The organism is Levilactobacillus brevis ATCC 14869 = DSM 20054 (assembly GCF_001433855.1).
Classification (GTDB): domain Bacteria; phylum Bacillota; class Bacilli; order Lactobacillales; family Lactobacillaceae; genus Levilactobacillus; species Levilactobacillus brevis.
Window position 1 is genome coordinate 190,256 of record NZ_AZCP01000001.1, and the last position, 18,610, is coordinate 208,865.

The window sequence follows — 18,610 nt, forward strand, 5'->3', positions numbered from 1 at the left end:
ATCAGCATGGAACAGGAGTGGCAACAACTAAATGAACAGGTTGTGTCGTTGCTAAAAACTGCACGCCAGCAAGTCTTAAAAAAAATGCAAGAACCGCTGACGGTGGCAGCAAAGTCGAATCGTAAGGATTTAGTTACGAATATTGATAAGAGCAATGAACAATTTTTAATTGCCGGTATTCGCCGAATTGATCCTACCGCGCGTGTTTTAGGTGAAGAAGGCTTTGGTGACGCTTTGACGGACTTAAAGGGCCGCGTGTGGATTGTTGATCCAATCGATGGCACGATGAACTTCGTCAAACAACACGATCATTTCGCAATGATGATTGGCATATATCAAGACGGTGTCGGCCAGTTGGGATACATTTATGATGTGATGAATGATATCTTATACGCCGGTGGACCACAGTTAGGTGGCGTGTGGGCTAACGAACGTCAATTGACGGCGCCGACTGATTTGGCATTGTCTGAAGGCCTGATTGGTGCCAGTGGACCGCTGGTTATTCACGACATCGCACATATGCAAGCGATTGTTCATGCTAGTGCTGGAATGCGGGTGTACGGTAGCGCTGGTATTGAAATGATCCATATTCTAGAGGGAAAGTCATTGGGTTATATTTCACATTTGAAGCCATGGGATATTGCGGCTGGAAAAATCTTGTTGGAAACGTTGGGCGTTCAGGTCTCAACTATTGACGGGCGACCACTCGATATGCTATCATCTAACCTTGTACTAGTAGCGACGAAAAAAGCGCAACGTGATATTCTCCAAATTGAAGAAGATGACGTCTCACTGTGACCCCTGTCACAGTTTTTTTATGCGGCTGGCCGGTACGGATGGACTTTACCAGCTATTGACGCTACAATAAGCGTACTTACCGAGGTAAGCGCGCCGTGATCCATCTAATTTACCAAGCATGAAAGGAAGAAATACACTTGAAAATCAGAGATGATATCCGCAACATTGCCATCATTGCCCACGTTGACCACGGGAAAACAACCTTGGTTAACGAAATGCTTAAACAATCCGACACGTTAGATGAACACGCGTCAATCGAAGACCGTGCCATGGATACGAACGCCATCGAAAAGGAACGGGGCATTACGATCCTGTCCAAGAACACGGCCGTTCGTTATGGTGATAAGCAAATCAACATTCTGGATACCCCAGGACACGCCGACTTTGGTGGTGAAGTTGAACGGATCATGCGCATGGTTGACGGCGTTTTGTTGGTTGTCGATGCCTATGAAGGGACGATGCCACAAACTCGGTTTGTTCTGAAGAAGGCGCTGGATCAACACTTAACCCCTATCGTGGTTATTAACAAAGTTGACCGTGAAGGTGCCCGTCCTAGTGAAGTGGTTGATGAAGTTTTGGACCTATTCATCGAATTAGGTGCTGACGAAGATCAATTGGACTTCCCAGTGGTTTATGCTTCTGCCATGAACGGAACCTCCAGCTATGAACCAGAATTGGATACACAAGAACACACCATGAAGCCAGTGTTTGACACCATTGTTAAGCACATTCCAGCACCAATTGACAACACGGATGAACCTTTACAATTCCAAGTTGCTATGCTGGATTACAATGACTTTGTGGGCCGGATTGGGATTGGCCGGATTTTCCGGGGCAAGATCAAAGTCGGTGATAGCGTTACAGTTATGAAACTTGACGGTAGCAAGCAAAACTTCCGGGTTACCAAGCTCTTTGGTTTCTTCGGGTTAAAGCGTTTGGAAATCAACGAAGCCCAAGCGGGTGATTTGATTGCCGTTTCTGGGATGGACGAAATCAACGTTGGGGAAACGGTTGTTGCCCCAGATACGTTGGAGCCACTTCCTGTTTTACGGATTGATGAACCAACGTTGCAAATGACTTTCCGGACCAACGACTCACCATTTGCTGGTCGCGAAGGTAAGTTCGTGACGTCTCGTCAAATCGAAGAACGCTTGAAGCGTGAACTGCACACCGATGTTTCCTTACGAGTGGATGATACCGATAACCCAGGTGCTTGGATTGTTTCCGGCCGTGGGGAATTGCATTTATCTATCTTAATTGAAACAATGCGTCGTGAAGGTTACGAACTACAAGCTTCTCGTCCAGAAGTTATCTACAGAACGATTGATAACGTTCGTTGCGAACCATTTGAATCCGTTCAAATTGATACGCCTGATGAATACACGGGTTCTATCATTGATACCTTGTCACAACGTAAGGGTGAAATGAAGAACATGGAAGCTGTTGGTAACGGTCAAACTCGTTTGACGTTCTTGGCACCTTCTCGTGGGTTGATCGGTTATTCAACTGAATTCCTATCATTGACACGTGGTTACGGAATCATGAACCATACCTTCTCTAAGTACCTACCAGTTATTAAGAACTGGAACCCAGGTCGTCACAATGGGACCTTGGTTTCAATTAACTCTGGTAAGGTGACGACTTATGCCATCATGGCTGTTCAAGATCGGGGAATTATTTTCACCGATGCCGGGACAGAAGTGTATGAAGGGATGATCATTGGGCAAAACAGCCGGGATAATGATATTTCCGTGAACATTACGCGTGGCCGGAACCAAACTAACGTCCGGGCCGCTGGTTCTGAAGATATTGCCAAGGTTAAGAGCCCACTGAAGATGTCTCTGGAAGAATCATTGGAATTCATCAACGAAGACGAATACTGTGAAATTACACCAGAACATGTTCGTCTGCGGAAGCAAATCTTAAATACGGGTGAACGGGAAAAGGCTGCTAAGAAGCGCCGGACTGCCGCTCGTAAGTAATTTAAAATTTAATTGAATCTTTACCGGTGAGAGTCGTGGGTCTACCACGGCTGTTGCCGGTTTTTTTGTGGTAAAAACCGGCAACAGCTATGCTATAATGAAAACATTCGATTGCCGCGTGGCGGTAGAGTAGACTTGGAGCGAATGAATCGTATGCGAAAGTTAAAATATTTAGATTATTGGCTATTAGTGCCTTACATGATTTTAAGCATTTTTGGGATTGTCATGGTTTATTCGGCGAGTGCCGATATTGGAACTCAAAATGGTGGTAGTCCGGGCAGTTATCTGGTAAAGCAGGCTATTTATGTGGTATTGGGCTTAATGATCCTGACGGTAATGGTTTTGATGAATTTACAGAAACTGCGGGATAAAACGGTCTTAAAATACGCCGGGTATGTGGCGCTAGGATCTTTGTTCTTATTATTAGTAATGGGACAGACGATTAATGGGGCAGCAGGATGGTTTCATGTTGGCCCGGTTAGTATTCAACCAGCCGAGTTCGTTAAATTTTATTTGATCATTTGGTTGGCTAATGTGATTGCCCAACGACAGGACCGAATCCAGCTAGAGGGTTGGTGGGTAACGATGCGTCAACCCCTCATCATTTGTTGTGGCATTGTTGGATTGATCTTGTTGCAGCCCGACTTGGGTGGTGCAACGATTAACGGCGCCATTATTTTTGTCATGATTTTGGCGAGTGGCTTTAATTCACGGTTAGCTAAAACGATATTTGTTGGTGCCTTTTTCATCATCGTTGGTGTTTTCTTTCCCATTCTGATCAAAATATCTGAACTGGGTTTTGCTAAGAACGTTTATCAACTACAACGGATTGTGGCTTTTGTGAACCCATTTGAGCATTCGCAATCGGTAGGGCAACAGCTGGTTAATTCATATTATGCGTTGAGCAATGGTGGAATTTTTGGTGTTGGTTGGGGAAATAGTATCCAAAAAACGGGCTATTTACCGGAACCCAATACTGATTTTATTATGGCTATCTTAGCGGAAGAACTGGGGCTGATTACAGCTCTGGCAGTGATTATGCTGTTGTTTGTCATTATCCTGCGAACCACGTTGGTTGGGGTTCGAAGTAATTCAACGTATCAAGCGCTAATTTGTTATGGCGCCGCGACTTACCTAACAGTGCAGACCTTGTTTAATCTCGGTGGTGTGTTAGGAATGTTGCCCATTACGGGAGTAACTTTTCCCTTTATCAGTTATGGGGGCTCCAGTACGTGGACATTGGCATTGGTACTAGGTTTGGTGATGAACATTAGTGCACGGCAGAAGCGGTATCGAGCAACTCATTAATTTTCGAGGAGGGTTTTAGCGATGGCTTTTACGATTCAACCACGACAAAGTTTGATCGTGTATACGTATAGCTTAAAACAAACGCGACAGTTAAAGCGTTATGGTACAGTGATGTATGTCTCTAAAAAGATGCGTTATGTAGTTTTATATGTGAACCGAGAGGATGTAACGAAACTCACGAATCAATTGACCCATTTACGGTTTGTGAAGCGGGTGGTTGCTTCTTCACGGCCAACGATTAACGAGACGTTCAATGGCGTCGCCGCCGAAATGGTCACAACAACGGAAACCGAGGATGATGATGAATGAGAATTGTAGCTGGAGATTTTGGTGGGCGCCGGTTAAAGGCGGTCCCTGGAATGGCCACACGTCCAACAACTGATAAGGTTAAGGAAGCACTCTTTAATATAATTGGTCCTTATTTTGATGGTGGGCGTAGTTTGGATCTTTTTGCGGGATCCGGTGGACTCAGTATTGAAGCCGTTTCACGGGGAATTTCCCAGGCGGTCTTAATTGACCGACAGTATGCGGCAATTCAAACGATTAAAGATAACGTGGCAGTCACTAAGGCACCCGAGAAGTTTGAAATTTTGAAACGAGACGCCAATAAAGCGTTAATTGAATTGGGTCGTCGTGGAGATCAGTTTGACTTGGTGTTCTTTGACCCCCCTTACGCACAACAAAAAATTCTAGCGCAAATGGCACAGTTACGTGAGTTGAAAGTGCTAGCGCCAGCAGCTCGGATTGTTTGTGAGACTGATCAACAAGCTGCATTGCCAGATGATGTACCAGGCTTTGAATTTGTTGAGCGGCGAGATTACGGTATTACGGAGTTGACAATCTATCGGTTGGGAAGTGATGATCAGTGACAATTGCGGTATTTCCCGGAAGCTTCGATCCCTTAACCAATGGCCATGTCGACCTGATTACGCGGGCTAGCCGAATGTTTGACCAGTTAATTGTGACGGTTGGGAAAAACACCTCAAAGCAGGGCCTGTTTACCACGTCTGAACGGGTGGCCTTTATTGAGGCCGCGATTGCTGATCTTCCAAATGTGACAGTTCAAGTCGAGCAAGGACTAACGGTTGATTTCATGAAGTCAGTACAGGCTACCGTTTTAGTACGGGGTATCCGGAATAGTACTGATTTTGAATATGAACAGGGTATCGCTAATCTGAACCGTCACTTGGCACCACAGGTGGATACGGCTTGCTTAATGGCTGATCCCCAGTATCAATATGTTTCTTCTAGCTTGTTAAAAGAAGTTGCTCGATTCGGTGGCGACCTTAAGCAATTGGTTCCATCAATGGTTGCCAAAGCGATGGTTGCCCGGTTAGAAGGTGACCATTAGGTGTGGAATTTAACGCGACGGCAGTGGCGGCAGATTCTAGTAACGGTGATATTAGCACTTGCAGTGTTGCTATTTTTTCTGTGGCCATTGCCCAAGTATATTGAGGGTCCCGGTGAGGCAGACAATTTGAAATCATTTGTCACAGTTGCCCAACATCCCGATAAGCATAAGGGAAAATATATGATTACCTCAGTTGCGTTGGCGCAAGCTCGTCCAGTTTCCTACCTCTATGCCAAATTTAATCCTTATTACAGCATTGAGAGTGTAGCGTCAGTGACGGGTGGCGAGAGTAATGCGACCTATGATAAAGTTCAGAACTTTTATATGAAAAGCGCCATCAATGAGTCGATTTATACCGCATATCGGGCGGCCCATAAAACGGTGAAGCGTCATTATTTGGGAATTTACGTTTTGAGTGTTGATCGTCAGTCACCCTTTGCCCAAGCGTTAAAGGTGGGCGATACGGTGACGGAGGTAAATGGTCATCATTTCAACTCTATGACGGGGTATCAACGATATATTCAGCGACAAAAAGTGGGACAACGGACGACCATTACGTATCAGCACAATGGTAAAACACACCACGTAACTGCCAAATTGATGCGGTTGCCAACGAAAAAAGCGGGTATTGGGATTACTTTAACGGATAACGTCAAAGTTAGTGCTCGGCCTAAAGTGCAGGTGAATCCCGGCAACATCGGTGGTCCGTCAGGTGGTTTAATGTTTAGCTTACAGATTTATACGCAAGTGACGGGGCAGGACTTACGTCACGGGCGAAAGATTGCAGGAACCGGAACGGTTGATGGTGACGGCAACGTTGGCGAGATTGGTGGTATAGATAAGAAAATTATCGCTGCTAAGCGCGCAGGGGCGACGGTCTTCTTTGCTCCCTACGTGAAACCGACAAAATTGTTACTGAAGTATGAAGAACAACACCAAACGAATTATCAATTGGCTAAGGCAACAGCGAAAAAGTATGCGCCGAATATGAAAGTTGTGCCAGTAAAATCGTTTGACGATGCAGTTCATTACTTAAGGACACACCGTTAAATAACTTAGAAGCTTGGTTGGGATTGCCGACCAGGCTTTTTTTAATGTCTTTGAATATTTGGGAAAGTTATTTCGGAGTTAACCCAAAGGAGGCGTGAATGTGGAAAAAATCAAAATGTGGTGGTCACTACTTAGTGAGCGACAGCGATGGTACGGGCTGCTGGTAATCGTTGGGATATTAGGAATGGGTGGATGGTGGCTAACCCGACCAGTAGCTAACCCAGCGTTTCCAGCAAGTGTCCCTAGTGCAACGCAAGCGTCGGCAACAAGTCAGGCTGGTCAAGTGGCAGCCAGCCCGACAGCCAGTAGTAGTCAGGTAGCCAGTAGTCACGATGAGCGAGTATTTGTGGACGTTCAAGGCGCAGTTAAACATCCGGGGTTATACCAGTTTTCATCAACCATGCGGATAGCTGATGCCTTAAAGGCGGCGGGTGGACTAGTGGCGCGAGCTGATCGACAACGGATTAATTTAGCAATGCGCCTGACGGATCAACAACAGGTTTACATCCCACTGAAAGGGGAAAAGATGCCCGAAACAGCCGGAAGCGCACCAAGCGGGTCAACCGCTACTACAGCAAGCAGTCAGGCGACAGGGACACCAGTTGCGGTAGTCAATTTGAATACCGCAACCGTAACCGAACTCCAACAGTTGACCGGAATCGGTGAAAAAAAGGCGCAGAAGATTGTAGATTATCGCACGGATCATGGCCATTTCCAATCGGTTAAGGATCTCGCGCAAGTACCAGGTTTTGGCGAAAAAACGGTGGCTAATTTACAAGATCAGCTCACCACTTAGCCGGTGGTGGTATACTGATAAAATAACTTAATTAAAGGAGCAATCAACGTGAAACGAGAACGAATTCCCTGGGATCAATACTTTATGTTACAGGCGTTGGTGATGTCGACACGAAGCACGTGTAACCGTCTGTCAGTTGGTGCAACAATTGTTCGTGATAAGCGAATCATTGCTGCCGGCTATAATGGCTCAGTATCGGGCGATGATCACTGCTTAGATGAAGGATGTTACCTAGTCGATGGGCACTGTGTTCGAACCATTCACGCTGAAATGAATGCCGTTTTGCAGTGTGCCAAGTTTGGTGAAGCAACTGATGGTGCGGAAATTTATGTCACGGATTTTCCATGTTTGCAATGCACAAAGATGTTATTACAAGCGGGGATTACTAAAATTACGTATATGCGTAATTATCATAATGATCCTTACGCTCAGAAGTTAATCGCTCTAAAGAACATCACTTTGAATCAAGTGACTGTCGATCCGGCGTTGTTAACGCACCTCTCGTTTGACCAACCTGAAACCCATTAGTGGGTCAAAAATACGCGTTCTTTATGGTATTACCGTTGGTAGCGGTAAGCGTGATAGTTGGTGGCCACTTTTGGGGTGGCCTAGGTCTTTTAGGCCTAACACTGGGGCGTATTCTTGCCTTACGGAATTGGAAAGTAGCCCTGATGACGGTGGTTGTCGTGGGGAGCTTTAGTGGTTATCTGTTAGGTCGCGAGCAGCAAATTAATCGGCGACAATTACCAATCGATGCTAATCAATCGGTTAATTTGGCACTTCGGTTCCAGCCCGACGCAGTCGTTTTACGGGGCGCCGCCTACTATATGGTCGCCCAAAACGTTCAAACCGGTGAGTGGGTGAGTGTTCGGGGCTATGCCAAATCGGCAGTTGAGCTGCATGCGTTGCAGCGACTGCAGCAACCGCAGATCTGGCAGGTGGCCGGACAACAGCAAGGAATCCTACCGGCGACAAATGTTAATCAGTTTGATGCGGCAGCTTATTGGCGGCATCGCGGAATTGTTAAGTCACTTAAAATAACGACAGTCACCCAAAAAACACCGGCAGTGAGTCACTGGTATCAGTGGTTTAACGATTGGTGGCATGCTCGGCGAGCACAGCTTATTCAGTATTGCGATCAGTTGCCCGGTGCACTACGGATTTATGCATTGGGATTATTTCCGGGGAGTCGGGCGGTAGAGACGGCTAACGAACTTCAAGGGATGCAGCAGTTGGGGTTATTGCACTTGTTTGCAATTTCCGGATTACACGTTGCCCTATTATTAACAGCATTGGAATGGGTATGTGTGCATCTGAAAATACCTCGAGAACATTGGGAGTGGTTCATGTTACTCAGCTTACCCGGTTATTTTATATTGGCTGGGAGCAATAGTGGCGTTTTACGGGCTTGTTTGATGCGTGGTAGCCAACTGGCTAGTAAAAAACTGGGAAGCCAGGTAGACACGTTAACGGCCTGGTCATGGGCATTATTTGTGGGTTTACTGATCAATCCGGGATTAGTATTTGAATTGGGAAGTCAGCTGAGTTATGGCTTGTCGCTGGGACTGATTTTTTTAACACAAGAGACACATTGGTGGCGGCAGATCGGGTTAACCTTACTCGGGCTACCTAGTCTGCTTAATGGTGTCTATCAATGGCATGGTTTAACGTTACTGGCCAACTGGTTGATTGTCCCGCTGTTTCCGGTTGTTATTTTGCCGATAACCATCGTTGGAACGCTTAGCCTTCTTTGGTTACCAGGGCTTAGTTACGCGTGTGCCTTTTTATTAGGACAGTTGGACCATGGTTTACGGCTTGTTGGTAGTTGGCCAGGGAATATTTTGTTTGGTAAGCCGTGGTGGGGATTTTGCTGGTTATGGTGGGGCAGTGCGTGGTGGCTGTTCTCAAAGCCAGTTGCTCAGCGTCGGCGCTGGTTACTTGGCTTATTGGCTAGCTATGGTCTAGCGTTTGGTGTCATTCATTTACCACTCCACGGAGAGGTCACTTACTTTGATGTGGGACAAGGCGACAGTATTTTAATTCGCGAGCCGTTTAATCGTCGGGTGACCTTAATTGATACGGGTGGGCATTTGTCCTTTGCGCAGCCTAAATGGGTGCCCAAAACAGTTCCCACGTATGCCGCCACCCAGACCAATATTAACTATCTGAAGAGTCGCGGAATCAGTCATATTGATGACCTTTATTTATCCCACCATGATGCCGATCATATTGGCGATTTACCAGCAATTTTACAAGCCTTTCGAGTGGAGCGGATCTTAGTCCCAGCTGGGATGGAAACCGAGGCGGGCTGGCAACATCTATTACGGGGCGTGCGTCAATCACCGCCTGTGGTGCCCATCACGGTTGGGCTGCAACCACGCCTACAGGTTCGGCATCCATTTACGGCAGCCCCCGCAGAAAACGGGCAATCAACAGTCCTTCAGGGATCCTTTGGTGGCTTGAATTTCTTGTTTATGGGGGATCTGGATCAGGCTGGAGAACGGGCGATGCTGTCGGCGGATGCGCACTTACGGACGGACGTGTTAAAATTAGGACATCACGGCAGTAAGACGGCAACCGCACCGGATTTTGTGGCCCAGATTCAGCCACGGTTAGCGATTATTTCGGCTGGTCGTCAAAGTCGGTATGGTCATCCCCATGAAGAGACCTTGACGACCCTACGGCAGGCACAAATTCCAGCTATCAGCACCCAAACAAGCGGTATGATTCGCTATGTTTACGCCGGTGACCATGGATACTGGCAAACTAAACTAAAAGGAGTGGTCAAACAGTGACCATTAATGAACTTTTAAAGACTTTGGCAACGGGACAGACCTTATCTAATGTTTATGTCATTTTAGGACAAGCGGATTATTTTCAACGACGACTCAAGCGGGGCTTTAAACAACAAGTCCCAGCGGAAGAACAAACGATGAATTTTGCCAGCTATGATATGGATACGGTACCCCTGGCGGTGGCTTTGGATGATGCCATGGCAGCGCCATTTTTCGGTGAACGTCGGGTAGTGTGTATTGATAATCCCCAGTTTTTGACTGGGGAAACGAAAAAACAAAAGGTGGAGCATGATATAGATAGTCTCCAAAAATACTTAGAATCACCGATGCCGAGTACCGTGCTGGTGTTCTTTGCGCCGTATGACAAGTTGGATGCCCGCAAGAAAGTTACCAAACAATTAAAAAAAGTGGCAACTATGGTTGAAATTAACCAATTTAGCGAACGTGATGTGCGACAGTTTGTGACGGATCAATTAAAGCAGGATGGGTATACGATGGAACCAGCGGCTTTAAATGACTTGATTCAACGAACAGATGCTGATTTGACACTAATTATGAGTGAATTGCCCAAGTTGGAGTTGTATACATTACCTGAAAAGACTATTACCCAAGCGGCAATCTCTGGGTTAGTTACTCAAACATTGACCCAAAATGTTTTTGATTTGGTTAATCGTGTGTTGGCAAAGAATACGGCAGGGGCGGTAACCTTGTACCGGGAGTTATTGCAGGCAAAAGAAGAACCGTTAAAGATTAATGCTATTTTGCAAGGACAATTTCGATTGTTGATTCAAACCAAAGTCTTGGCCAAGCAGGGATATAGCCAAGGCAAACTAGCCAGTATCCTTAAAGTACATCCGTACCGAATTAAATTAGCGCTGCAAACGCATCGCCGATTCCAATTGACAGACTTGAATCGAGCTTATTTGGGCTTGTTTCGGGTGGAGAAGCAAATGAAATCGACCACTATGGATCCTGAATTGTTGTTTTCATTATTTATGACCCAGTTTGCCGGGACGGCAGCATAAATCAATTTGGCATGTGAGCTTTTTGACGGATTGCGCGAAAAGGCGGCCTAATTACCTTAGATAGGGTTAAGTGTTTTTATACCGTTAAGGGATATTTTTGATGTGTAATCAAGAGTATCCCTTTCGTTTTGCGTAAAATCAGTTAAATTTTTTTGAAAGTATAGTTAGTTATGGAAAAGGATGGCCCCACGATTAAACTTTTTGTCTAATCATGGGGCCATCCAGATTGATACGAGATCCCAGCGAGATAGCAAGGCTTGCAGTTAGCTAGTGCAGACTTAAAGTAAAGCCAAGTGTGATTGTAAAACTTCGTGGTTGATTTGATTGAGTTGCTCATAAGTCAGCAGGTCTGGGTTTTTAAACCAATAGACATAGGTGTCCATCAAGCCAGCACAGATGTGGCGAATGATAATGACTTGTCGCGGGGTAGGTGGAGGCGTTAGAGCGGCACACATGGTGTTAAAGAGCATGGTTTTTAGTTTATCAATCAATACGAGGTGAGTGGTGTTTAAGCATAGCAAACGCAGACCGACATAGTTGGCCATTAAGATGTGGTCAAAGGTGTGAAGCAGAATTGTAGGGTTATGAAAACTGCCAGTAAGTGCTTGTCGAACTTGCTGTGAGAGTTCCAACTCATAGTCTTCAAAGATTTGGGTGATGTTGTCATAGTGAATATAGAAGGTTCGTCGATCGATATGGGCGGCACGACAGAGTTCAGTAACGGTGATAGTCGTCATGGTCTTAGTATCCAATAACTGAAAAAGGGCGACTCTCAAAGCTTGTTTGGTTTTAAGTACACGACGGTCCAAATTTTAAGCCTCATTTCCAATAATAATGCACACATTTTCCGTAAACGTTGCTAAATTAATCCTAAACTATCCTATAATGATGCACAAGCTGAATCCTCTCAACCATAAGTAATGGTAGTTGCAACAGGTTTAAAGGTATTTTTCAAAAGACTGAATTCGGCGGTATTTTGTGAGATTCATTGGAGGAAGTATTATGTTAACACATTTATCTAGCAGTTATCCGGGTGACTACACTGCCGCTCAATTTATGCACGCTTTTAGTTTTGCCAACCCGCATATCGGTTTTAATTTGACGATTGCAGGGTTAACGTTCTTGTTCGGCTATTTAGAATATATGTATAGTTTTGCACTCGTGATTAAAGAACACTCCGCACCATATCCATTATGGATGCACACATACTATTTCGCTCACGATTCTATGGGAGCGCTGGTCTTTGCTATTGCCGCGATGCAACATCAGAATTTTTGGTTATTCTGGGGCGCCTCTGGTGCATTAATAGTTTGGAATTTCTTTGAACTATTCAATTTGTATAAAGCCATTACAGTGGAACGGCAAGCGATTTGGGGACCGGTATCCGTGTGGCAAGCCCTTGGTCAGGTAATAATTCAGATCTTATTGATGGTGACGGTTGTTAACTTGTTCAGAATATTTATGCATGACCCATTGATGTTTAAGTGGTTTATCTTCACTAATGTCGTCATGGCGGTGGCACCCGGTTACTACTGGAAACAGCGTGGTACTCGTGTGGGTGCCTCGCGGGGGTTAGCAATTGTTATTCTATTAGGGACAATTAATAGCTTCATTCCGAATAACATGTGGGCATTGGCAAGCCCAGTGTTTAGTTTCAAAAATAATCCTTGGTTTTATTTAGTGGGTATTATGGCAATTGCTTTTGCTGTTCGGGGATTACTAATTTATAACCGATTAGCATCAAAGCCTAAACAACTTGGCAAGCACCACAGTGTTTGGTAAGCCAAAGGTTGTTAATGTAAAGCAGTACGCTATCATATGAAATTTAGAGCCAAAGTGAGCGGTGAGAATCTTCGGATTTTTACCGCTCATTTTTGGTTGTAGCGGCCGCAAACATTGGAGGGCGCACGATAGCTGGTTGGGTCATCTAGCCTGATCCTAGCACCTGTATCAGAAGTGTTAATATAAACAAATAGGGTTCCCAGGGATGTTTAAATCCTTGGAAACCCTATTTGTACAAAGACTAGCACGCGGCTAATCTTCTGATTTTTCATCATCTAATCGTTTTGATTAATTGATTACTTAGCCAAACGTGCAGCCATCCGTGACTTGTCACGGGAAGCCTTGTTACGCTTGATTAAGCCCTTTGAAGCAGCCTTGTCAACTGCGGCACTAGCCTTACGGTATAATTCTTCCGCATTGTCGGCGCCAGCGGTCTTAGCTTGTTCGAAACGCTTAACGGCAGTCCGCATCGTACTCAATTGAGCAGAGTTACGTTCGTTAGCCTTCACGTTCGTCTTCGCACGTTCGATTGCTGATTTGATAATTGGCATGAAAATTTCACCTCCGAATGAGATATCCTGGTACCGGAAATCTTAATTTCAACGTAAGTTATTATACAGAAGCCGCCGACCGAATGCAATAGCTGAGAACGATTAAATGTAAAGTAATTTTACTTGATAGGTTGTAATGGGAAAAAGCTTGCTATTTAATGCGAATTCTCGTATGATAAGTAACTGTGCTAAGCACAAACCTCTTACTTAGTTCGTCAGGCGGCCACCGCCGGCTTACTCAGTTCGGGGCACTTATTTGAAAGGTGGTACTTTTACCATGGCTATTAGTCAAGCAAAGAAGAACGAAATCATCAAGCAATACGCTCGTCACGAAGGTGACACGGGCTCAACTGAGGTCCAAGTGGCTGTTTTGACCGCTGATATCAACGAAATCAACGTTCATATGCAAGAACACCGTAAAGACTTCCACTCACAACGTGGGTTGATGAAGAAGATCGGTCACCGTCGTAACTTATTAGCTTACTTACGGAAGACTGACGTTCAACGTTACCGTGAATTGATCAAGAGCTTAGGCTTGCGTCGTTAATTCGTCGCGCCGAGTCCCTTTCCATTTTGGAGAGGGGCTTTTTTCTTTGCCCTCGCAACCAGATAGTTCTCTAAAATTGTAAAGTATGGTAGACTGAAAGAAGTTTAATCATGGACGAATGTGGGCAAGTCTGCCCAGCAGAAAACACTGGCAATCAGCTAGGATTGAATTGAAACGATAAAAGATACTTGAGGTGAACTTATGAGTGCAAAGATTAAAATTATCCCGTTTGGCGGTGTTCGCGAAAATGGGAAAAACATGTATGCCGTCGATGTTAACGGCGGAATTTACATTCTTGATTGTGGGTTGAAGTACCCGGAAAATGAATTGTTGGGAATTGATGTTGTCATTCCAGACTGGACGTATTTACGGGAGAATAAGGACCGCATTGTGGCGGTTTTCCTAACGCATGGTCATGCGGATGCGATTGGGGCACTACCTTATTTTCTGAGTGAATTTAATGTGCCTGTCTTTGGATCAGAAATGACCATTGCCTTGGCTAAGATTAACGTTGCCGATGAACCGAAAATTAAAAAGTTTGATGATTTCCATGTCATTGATGAAAAAACAGAAATTGATTTTGGCGATGTAGTGGTCTCATTCTTCTCAACCACGCATTCAATTCCTGAATCTTTGGGAATTGATTTGAAGACAGATGAAGGACAAATCATCTATACGGGTGATTTCAAGTTCGATCAAACGGCCAAGCCGGGATACCAAACTGACTATGCACGCTTAGGCGCAATTGGTCAGGCAGGAGTCTTAGCGCTATTGAGCGATTCGGCTAACGCTGAGAATCCGGCGATGAATGCCTCTGAACAGAGCTTAGCAGAGTCGATTGAAGAAACATTTCACTACCGAGATGGCCGTGTGATTGTGGCTTGTGTGGCGTCAAACATTCTGCGAATCCAACAGGTCTTTGACGCGGCCGCTAAGACGGGGCGCAAGGTTTGTTTAACCGGTAAAGATTTAGAAAAAATTGTGAATACGGCTATGGAACTTGGCAAGTTAACGTTTGATGCCGACTTATTGGTGACTACGGATCAATTGGATGCTTTGGCACCCAACGAGATTGTTGTCCTACAAACCGGGAAGATGGGCGAGCCAATCAAAGCCATTCAACGGATGGCTAATAAGCAGGAAAAGGACCTTAACATTCAAGCGGGCGATTTGGTGTATATCACGACAACGCCATCACACGCGATGGATACGACGGTTGCCCAGACGCGAGATATGGTCTATCGAGCGGGTGGCGAAGTAAAAGCCATTTCTGATGAATTGAATTCGTCAGGTCATGCTTATAAACGAGATTTACAGTTGATGTTAAACTTGATGAAGCCCAAGTTCTTAATTCCAATTCAAGGTGAATATCGGCTACTCAATGCCCATGCTGAAGCGGCAATGGAGTTAGGCATTCCAGCCGATCACATCTTTATCTTATCTAAGGGTGATGTTTTAACTTATGCTCAGGGTGACATGGGCTTAGGCGAGGGTATTGATGTGAGTGATACCATGATTGACGGAATTGGCGTTGGTGACATTGGGAATATTGTATTACGTGATCGTAAGGTTTTAGCAGACGATGGGATCTTTATTGCGGTGGTGACAATCGATCGTAAGAAGAAACAAATTGTGGCTGATCCTAAGATTACATCACGTGGGTTTGTCTATGTTAAGGCCAATAAGGACTTGATGCAGGAAAGCTCACAAATTATTCGTAAGGCAGTTCAGAATAATTTGGATAACAAAGAGTTTGACTGGGGACACTTGAAGCAAGATGTTCGGGAACACCTTAGTCATTACCTGTTTGAACAAACTCACCGCCGGCCCGTTATTTTACCGGTCATTATGGAAGTCAACCAACATCACCGACGGACGACTAAGGAAAAACCAAGTGCTGGTGCAACAAATGAAAAACCGGTTACTAAGTCAGCGCCTAAAGCTAAAGCTGAACAAGCAGCTAAGCCGGCACATAAGCCACGTCGTAACCGTAAGCGGCGGCCAACGAAAAGAACGACAACAGATAACGCATAAAATTAAAACGGGTCGCCAGTCCAGTTAGGCTAGCGACCCGTTTTGCCATCACTTTAAGGAGGCCTATTGGCTATGACAGAGTTTTCCAGTCCGGCTGCACGCGAGGAGGCATTAAATGCCGCTCGCCAGGCTTTTGACAAGCAACAGTGGTCATGGGCCAGCAGCTTGTTTGAACGGTTATATATGGACGAGCAGACCCCACAGCTTAATCATGAAGTGGTTGCCAGTCTGTATCACGATCAGCAGTATTTAAAGGCAGAACAACTTGCCGCTGAACAGGATGGTAGTTATTTAGACAACGAGGCTGATTTTCAACTGCGGTTAGATGTGGCCCTAGAAAACCAGCAGTTTATTTTTGCCCGTGAATTTTGTATGTTACCAGCTGCCAAGCCTTGGCGTCAAAGTGGACTGGCTCAAATTACGCAGGCCGAGACACGGTCGCAATCACGCTTAGGAGAAAAGCAGCGGATTGTGGCCAAGCAGTTCTATCATTTGGGAGATGTGAGCTTCCTGGAACAACGCCAACGTTTAGAACAGGCACGTCAATTACCATTAGATTTGTTTATGCAGGGAGTTCAGTACTTGCTAGTTGATCCATTCCTACATCCACTAATGCGAGCAACTTTACTGGAGGAGTTGTTGCGACTACGAGTAACGGCTACCGTGAAGCTTCATTGGTTGGATGACCAAGTTCACACATTGAAGACCCAGGATTTAAGACCAGTTAATGCCAGTCATGCGGCTGCAGCCATTCAGACTTATCTCCAAGGACAATTGGGACAACAGGACCCGATCTTGGCTGCTAATTTGCAGCAAACAGTTACGTTACAGTTAATGATGCTCTATCCGTTCATCGATCGCGTAATCACCTACCCGCAAGCGTGGGTCCAATTGGCGGGAGACTTACCGGTACCTGGAACAGTTTCTGATGAGCAACTGGCACAGATACGTGACTGGCAAGCGCGTTTGAACAAGTATCTGAGTGCCCTTTTAAGTGAATAATCGGGTAAAATACCGAAAAACCTGAAAATGAGTGATTTTTTAGTTTACAAATAATTCTGCAGCATATATACTGGTCAAGGATTCTTTTTTGGGAGGGTTCCAGCTTTCCCTTTCCGAAAAGAAGTAGTATAATTTTACGCAAAGGGTGATTAATTTTCGTTTTCGAGAGTTAGTCATGCTTGCGATAAAATACAGGAGGGTTTCATTAATGGCTGAAAAAGAACATTATGAAAGAACTAAACCCCATGTAAATATTGGTACTATTGGCCATATTGACCATGGGAAAACGACGTTAACCGCTGCTATCACTAAGGTACTTGCTGACAAAGGTTTAGCAAAGGCCGAAGATTATGCAGATATCGATGCTGCTCCAGAAGAACGTGAACGTGGTATCACGATCAACACTGCCCACGTTGAATACGAAACGGAAAAGCGTCACTATGCGCATATCGATGCCCCAGGACATGCTGACTACATCAAGAACATGATCACTGGTGCCGCTCAAATGGACGGTGCTATCTTGGTTGTTGCCGCAACTGATGGTCCTATGCCACAAACGCGTGAACACATCTTGCTTGCGCGCCAAGTGGGTGTTGACTACATCGTTGTCTTCTTGAACAAGACTGATCTTGTTGATGATGACGAATTGGTTGACTTGGTTGAAATGGAAGTCCGTGAGCTCTTGTCTGAATACGATTACCCTGGTGATGACATTCCTGTTATCCGCGGTTCAGCTTTGAAGGCTCTTGAAGGCGACGAAGAACAAGAAAAGGTTATCCTTCACTTGATGGATGTTGTTGATGATTATATCCCAACTCCAGAACGTGAAAACGACAAGCCATTCTTGATGCCAGTTGAAGATGTCTTCACGATCACTGGTCGTGGGACTGTTGCTTCTGGTCGTATCGACCGTGGGACTGTTAAAGTCGGTGACGAAGTTGAAGTCGTTGGTTTACATGAAGACGTACTGAAGACGACGGTTACTGGTCTTGAAATGTTCCGTAAGACGTTGGACCTTGGTGAAGCCGGGGATAACGTTGGTGCTTTGCTTCGTGGTGTTAACCGTGAGCAAGTTGTTCGTGGTCAAGTGCTTGCACAACCAGGTTCAATCCAAACTCATGAAGACTTCAAGGGTGAAGTCTACATCTTGAGCAAAGAAGAAGGTGGCCGTCATACGCCATTCTTCTCAAACTACCGTCCACAATTCTACTTCCACACCACTGATATCACTGGTGTTATTGAATTGCCAGAAGGCGTAGAAATGGTTATGCCTGGTGACAACGTAACATTTACTGTTAAGTTGATCCAACCAGCTGCCATTGAAAAGGGTACGAAGTTCACTGTTCGTGAAGGTGGCCACACCGTTGGTGCCGGTACCGTTACGGAAATTGACGACTAATTTCGATTAGTTAGTACCGAGAGGGTTCGAAAAGTCTAACTTTTCGGCCCTTTTATTTTACGTAAAATTAAGTGGCGAAAGGTTATTGATGATAGCGGTTTTCTGTGGAAATGAATTTTAGGATAAATCCGCGTCATTCATGGACTTTCAGCAAAAATCATTTTACAATTGTCGATGGGTAAGGTACACT

18 protein-coding genes are annotated in these 18,610 nt (G+C 45.2%); 16 read left to right on the forward strand and 2 right to left on the reverse strand.

Annotated elements, in window-relative coordinates; all coding sequences use genetic code 11:
• Window positions 1-6: 6 nt before the first annotated feature.
• The 11 genes from FC61_RS01095 (at window position 7) to holA (ending at window position 11,105) form a co-directional block, all read left to right on the forward strand.
• Window positions 7-798 carry an inositol monophosphatase family protein gene (locus FC61_RS01095; protein WP_035464202.1) on the forward strand — a complete coding sequence of 264 codons (792 nt, stop codon included), beginning with the start codon at window positions 7-9 and terminating at the stop codon, window positions 796-798.
• A 137-nt stretch (window positions 799-935) separates the two neighbouring features.
• A complete protein-coding gene (typA, locus tag FC61_RS01100; protein ID WP_015473863.1) occupies window positions 936-2,780 on the forward strand; it encodes a translational GTPase TypA in 1,845 nt (614 codons plus the stop codon).
• A 153-nt stretch (window positions 2,781-2,933) separates the two neighbouring features.
• Window positions 2,934-4,088 (forward strand): FtsW/RodA/SpoVE family cell cycle protein, encoded by a 1,155-nt coding sequence (locus tag FC61_RS01105; RefSeq protein ID WP_011668073.1) that lies wholly within the window; start codon window positions 2,934-2,936, stop codon window positions 4,086-4,088.
• A gap of 21 nt (window positions 4,089-4,109) precedes the next feature.
• A complete protein-coding gene (locus FC61_RS01110) occupies window positions 4,110-4,397 on the forward strand; it encodes a YlbG family protein (RefSeq protein ID WP_021741120.1) in 288 nt (95 codons plus the stop codon).
• Entirely contained in the window at window positions 4,394-4,957 is a 564-nt protein-coding gene (rsmD, locus tag FC61_RS01115; RefSeq protein WP_021741121.1) for a 16S rRNA (guanine(966)-N(2))-methyltransferase RsmD, read from the forward strand. Before FC61_RS01110 ends, rsmD begins: the two co-directional genes overlap by 4 nt.
• Entirely contained in the window at window positions 4,954-5,439 is a 486-nt protein-coding gene (gene coaD, locus FC61_RS01120; RefSeq protein WP_021741122.1) for a pantetheine-phosphate adenylyltransferase, read from the forward strand. The genes rsmD and coaD overlap by 4 nt, the downstream gene beginning before the upstream one ends.
• Entirely contained in the window at window positions 5,440-6,489 is a 1,050-nt protein-coding gene (locus tag FC61_RS01125; RefSeq protein WP_021741123.1) for a SepM family pheromone-processing serine protease, read from the forward strand.
• 100 nt (window positions 6,490-6,589) lie between these two features.
• Window positions 6,590-7,285 carry a helix-hairpin-helix domain-containing protein gene (locus FC61_RS01130; protein WP_024526772.1) on the forward strand — a complete coding sequence of 232 codons (696 nt, stop codon included), beginning with the start codon at window positions 6,590-6,592 and terminating at the stop codon, window positions 7,283-7,285.
• Window positions 7,286-7,333: 48 nt separating this feature from the next.
• Complete coding sequence (locus FC61_RS01135) at window positions 7,334-7,813, forward strand: ComE operon protein 2 (RefSeq protein WP_024526773.1); 480 nt, start codon at window positions 7,334-7,336, stop codon at window positions 7,811-7,813.
• Window positions 7,814-7,863: 50 nt separating this feature from the next.
• The gene (locus tag FC61_RS01140) at window positions 7,864-10,080 is read left to right on the forward strand and encodes a DNA internalization-related competence protein ComEC/Rec2 (RefSeq protein WP_235803829.1); all 2,217 of its coding nucleotides are present in this window, start codon (window positions 7,864-7,866) and stop codon (window positions 10,078-10,080) included.
• On the forward strand, window positions 10,077-11,105 hold the full coding sequence (gene holA / locus FC61_RS01145; RefSeq protein ID WP_021741128.1) for a DNA polymerase III subunit delta: 1,029 nt from the start codon (window positions 10,077-10,079) through the stop codon (window positions 11,103-11,105). The genes FC61_RS01140 and holA overlap by 4 nt, the downstream gene beginning before the upstream one ends.
• Before the next feature lie 278 nt (window positions 11,106-11,383).
• Here the strand turns inward: holA and FC61_RS01150 are convergent, their stop codons facing one another.
• Window positions 11,384-11,914 (reverse strand): hypothetical protein, encoded by a 531-nt coding sequence (locus FC61_RS01150; protein WP_021741129.1) that lies wholly within the window; start codon window positions 11,912-11,914, stop codon window positions 11,384-11,386.
• Window positions 11,915-12,107: 193 nt separating this feature from the next.
• Here FC61_RS01150 and FC61_RS01155 point away from each other — a divergent pair, with 193 nt between their 5' ends.
• Window positions 12,108-12,887, forward strand: a complete 780-nt coding sequence (locus FC61_RS01155; RefSeq protein WP_052471883.1) for a hypothetical protein — start codon at window positions 12,108-12,110, stop codon at window positions 12,885-12,887.
• A 296-nt stretch (window positions 12,888-13,183) separates the two neighbouring features.
• Here FC61_RS01155 and rpsT read toward each other — a convergent pair whose 3' ends face one another.
• Window positions 13,184-13,438 (reverse strand): 30S ribosomal protein S20, encoded by a 255-nt coding sequence (rpsT, locus tag FC61_RS01160; protein ID WP_011668064.1) that lies wholly within the window; start codon window positions 13,436-13,438, stop codon window positions 13,184-13,186.
• A 277-nt stretch (window positions 13,439-13,715) separates the two neighbouring features.
• Here rpsT and rpsO point away from each other — a divergent pair, with 277 nt between their 5' ends.
• The 4 genes from rpsO (at window position 13,716) to tuf (ending at window position 18,420) form a co-directional block, all read left to right on the forward strand.
• Window positions 13,716-13,985 (forward strand): 30S ribosomal protein S15, encoded by a 270-nt coding sequence (gene rpsO / locus FC61_RS01165; protein WP_011668063.1) that lies wholly within the window; start codon window positions 13,716-13,718, stop codon window positions 13,983-13,985.
• A gap of 201 nt (window positions 13,986-14,186) precedes the next feature.
• The gene (locus FC61_RS01170; protein WP_021741131.1) at window positions 14,187-16,019 is read left to right on the forward strand and encodes a ribonuclease J; all 1,833 of its coding nucleotides are present in this window, start codon (window positions 14,187-14,189) and stop codon (window positions 16,017-16,019) included.
• A 72-nt stretch (window positions 16,020-16,091) separates the two neighbouring features.
• Window positions 16,092-17,021, forward strand: coding sequence for a hypothetical protein (locus FC61_RS01175; RefSeq protein ID WP_021741132.1), 930 nt, complete (start codon window positions 16,092-16,094; stop codon window positions 17,019-17,021).
• Window positions 17,022-17,229: 208 nt separating this feature from the next.
• Complete coding sequence (gene tuf, locus FC61_RS01180) at window positions 17,230-18,420, forward strand: elongation factor Tu (protein WP_024526778.1); 1,191 nt, start codon at window positions 17,230-17,232, stop codon at window positions 18,418-18,420.
• Window positions 18,421-18,610: the final 190 nt, after the last annotated feature.

What these genes read in the sequence shown, in the direction of transcription:
- FC61_RS01155 (WP_052471883.1), top strand. Translation starts at nt 12,108, where the DNA reads ATGTTAACACATTTATCTAGCAGTTATCCGGGTGACTACACTGCCGCT.
- FC61_RS01110 (WP_021741120.1), top strand. Translation starts at nt 4,110, where the DNA reads ATGGCTTTTACGATTCAACCACGACAAAGTTTGATCGTGTATACGTAT.
- tuf (WP_024526778.1), top strand. Translation starts at nt 17,230, where the DNA reads ATGGCTGAAAAAGAACATTATGAAAGAACTAAACCCCATGTAAATATT.
- rsmD (WP_021741121.1), top strand. Translation starts at nt 4,394, where the DNA reads ATGAGAATTGTAGCTGGAGATTTTGGTGGGCGCCGGTTAAAGGCGGTC.
- FC61_RS01095 (WP_035464202.1), top strand. Translation starts at nt 7, where the DNA reads ATGGAACAGGAGTGGCAACAACTAAATGAACAGGTTGTGTCGTTGCTA.
- FC61_RS01105 (WP_011668073.1), top strand. Translation starts at nt 2,934, where the DNA reads ATGCGAAAGTTAAAATATTTAGATTATTGGCTATTAGTGCCTTACATG.
- rpsT (WP_011668064.1), bottom strand. Translation starts at nt 13,438, where the DNA reads ATGCCAATTATCAAATCAGCAATCGAACGTGCGAAGACGAACGTGAAG.
- FC61_RS01170 (WP_021741131.1), top strand. Translation starts at nt 14,187, where the DNA reads ATGAGTGCAAAGATTAAAATTATCCCGTTTGGCGGTGTTCGCGAAAAT.
- rpsO (WP_011668063.1), top strand. Translation starts at nt 13,716, where the DNA reads ATGGCTATTAGTCAAGCAAAGAAGAACGAAATCATCAAGCAATACGCT.
- FC61_RS01175 (WP_021741132.1), top strand. Translation starts at nt 16,092, where the DNA reads ATGACAGAGTTTTCCAGTCCGGCTGCACGCGAGGAGGCATTAAATGCC.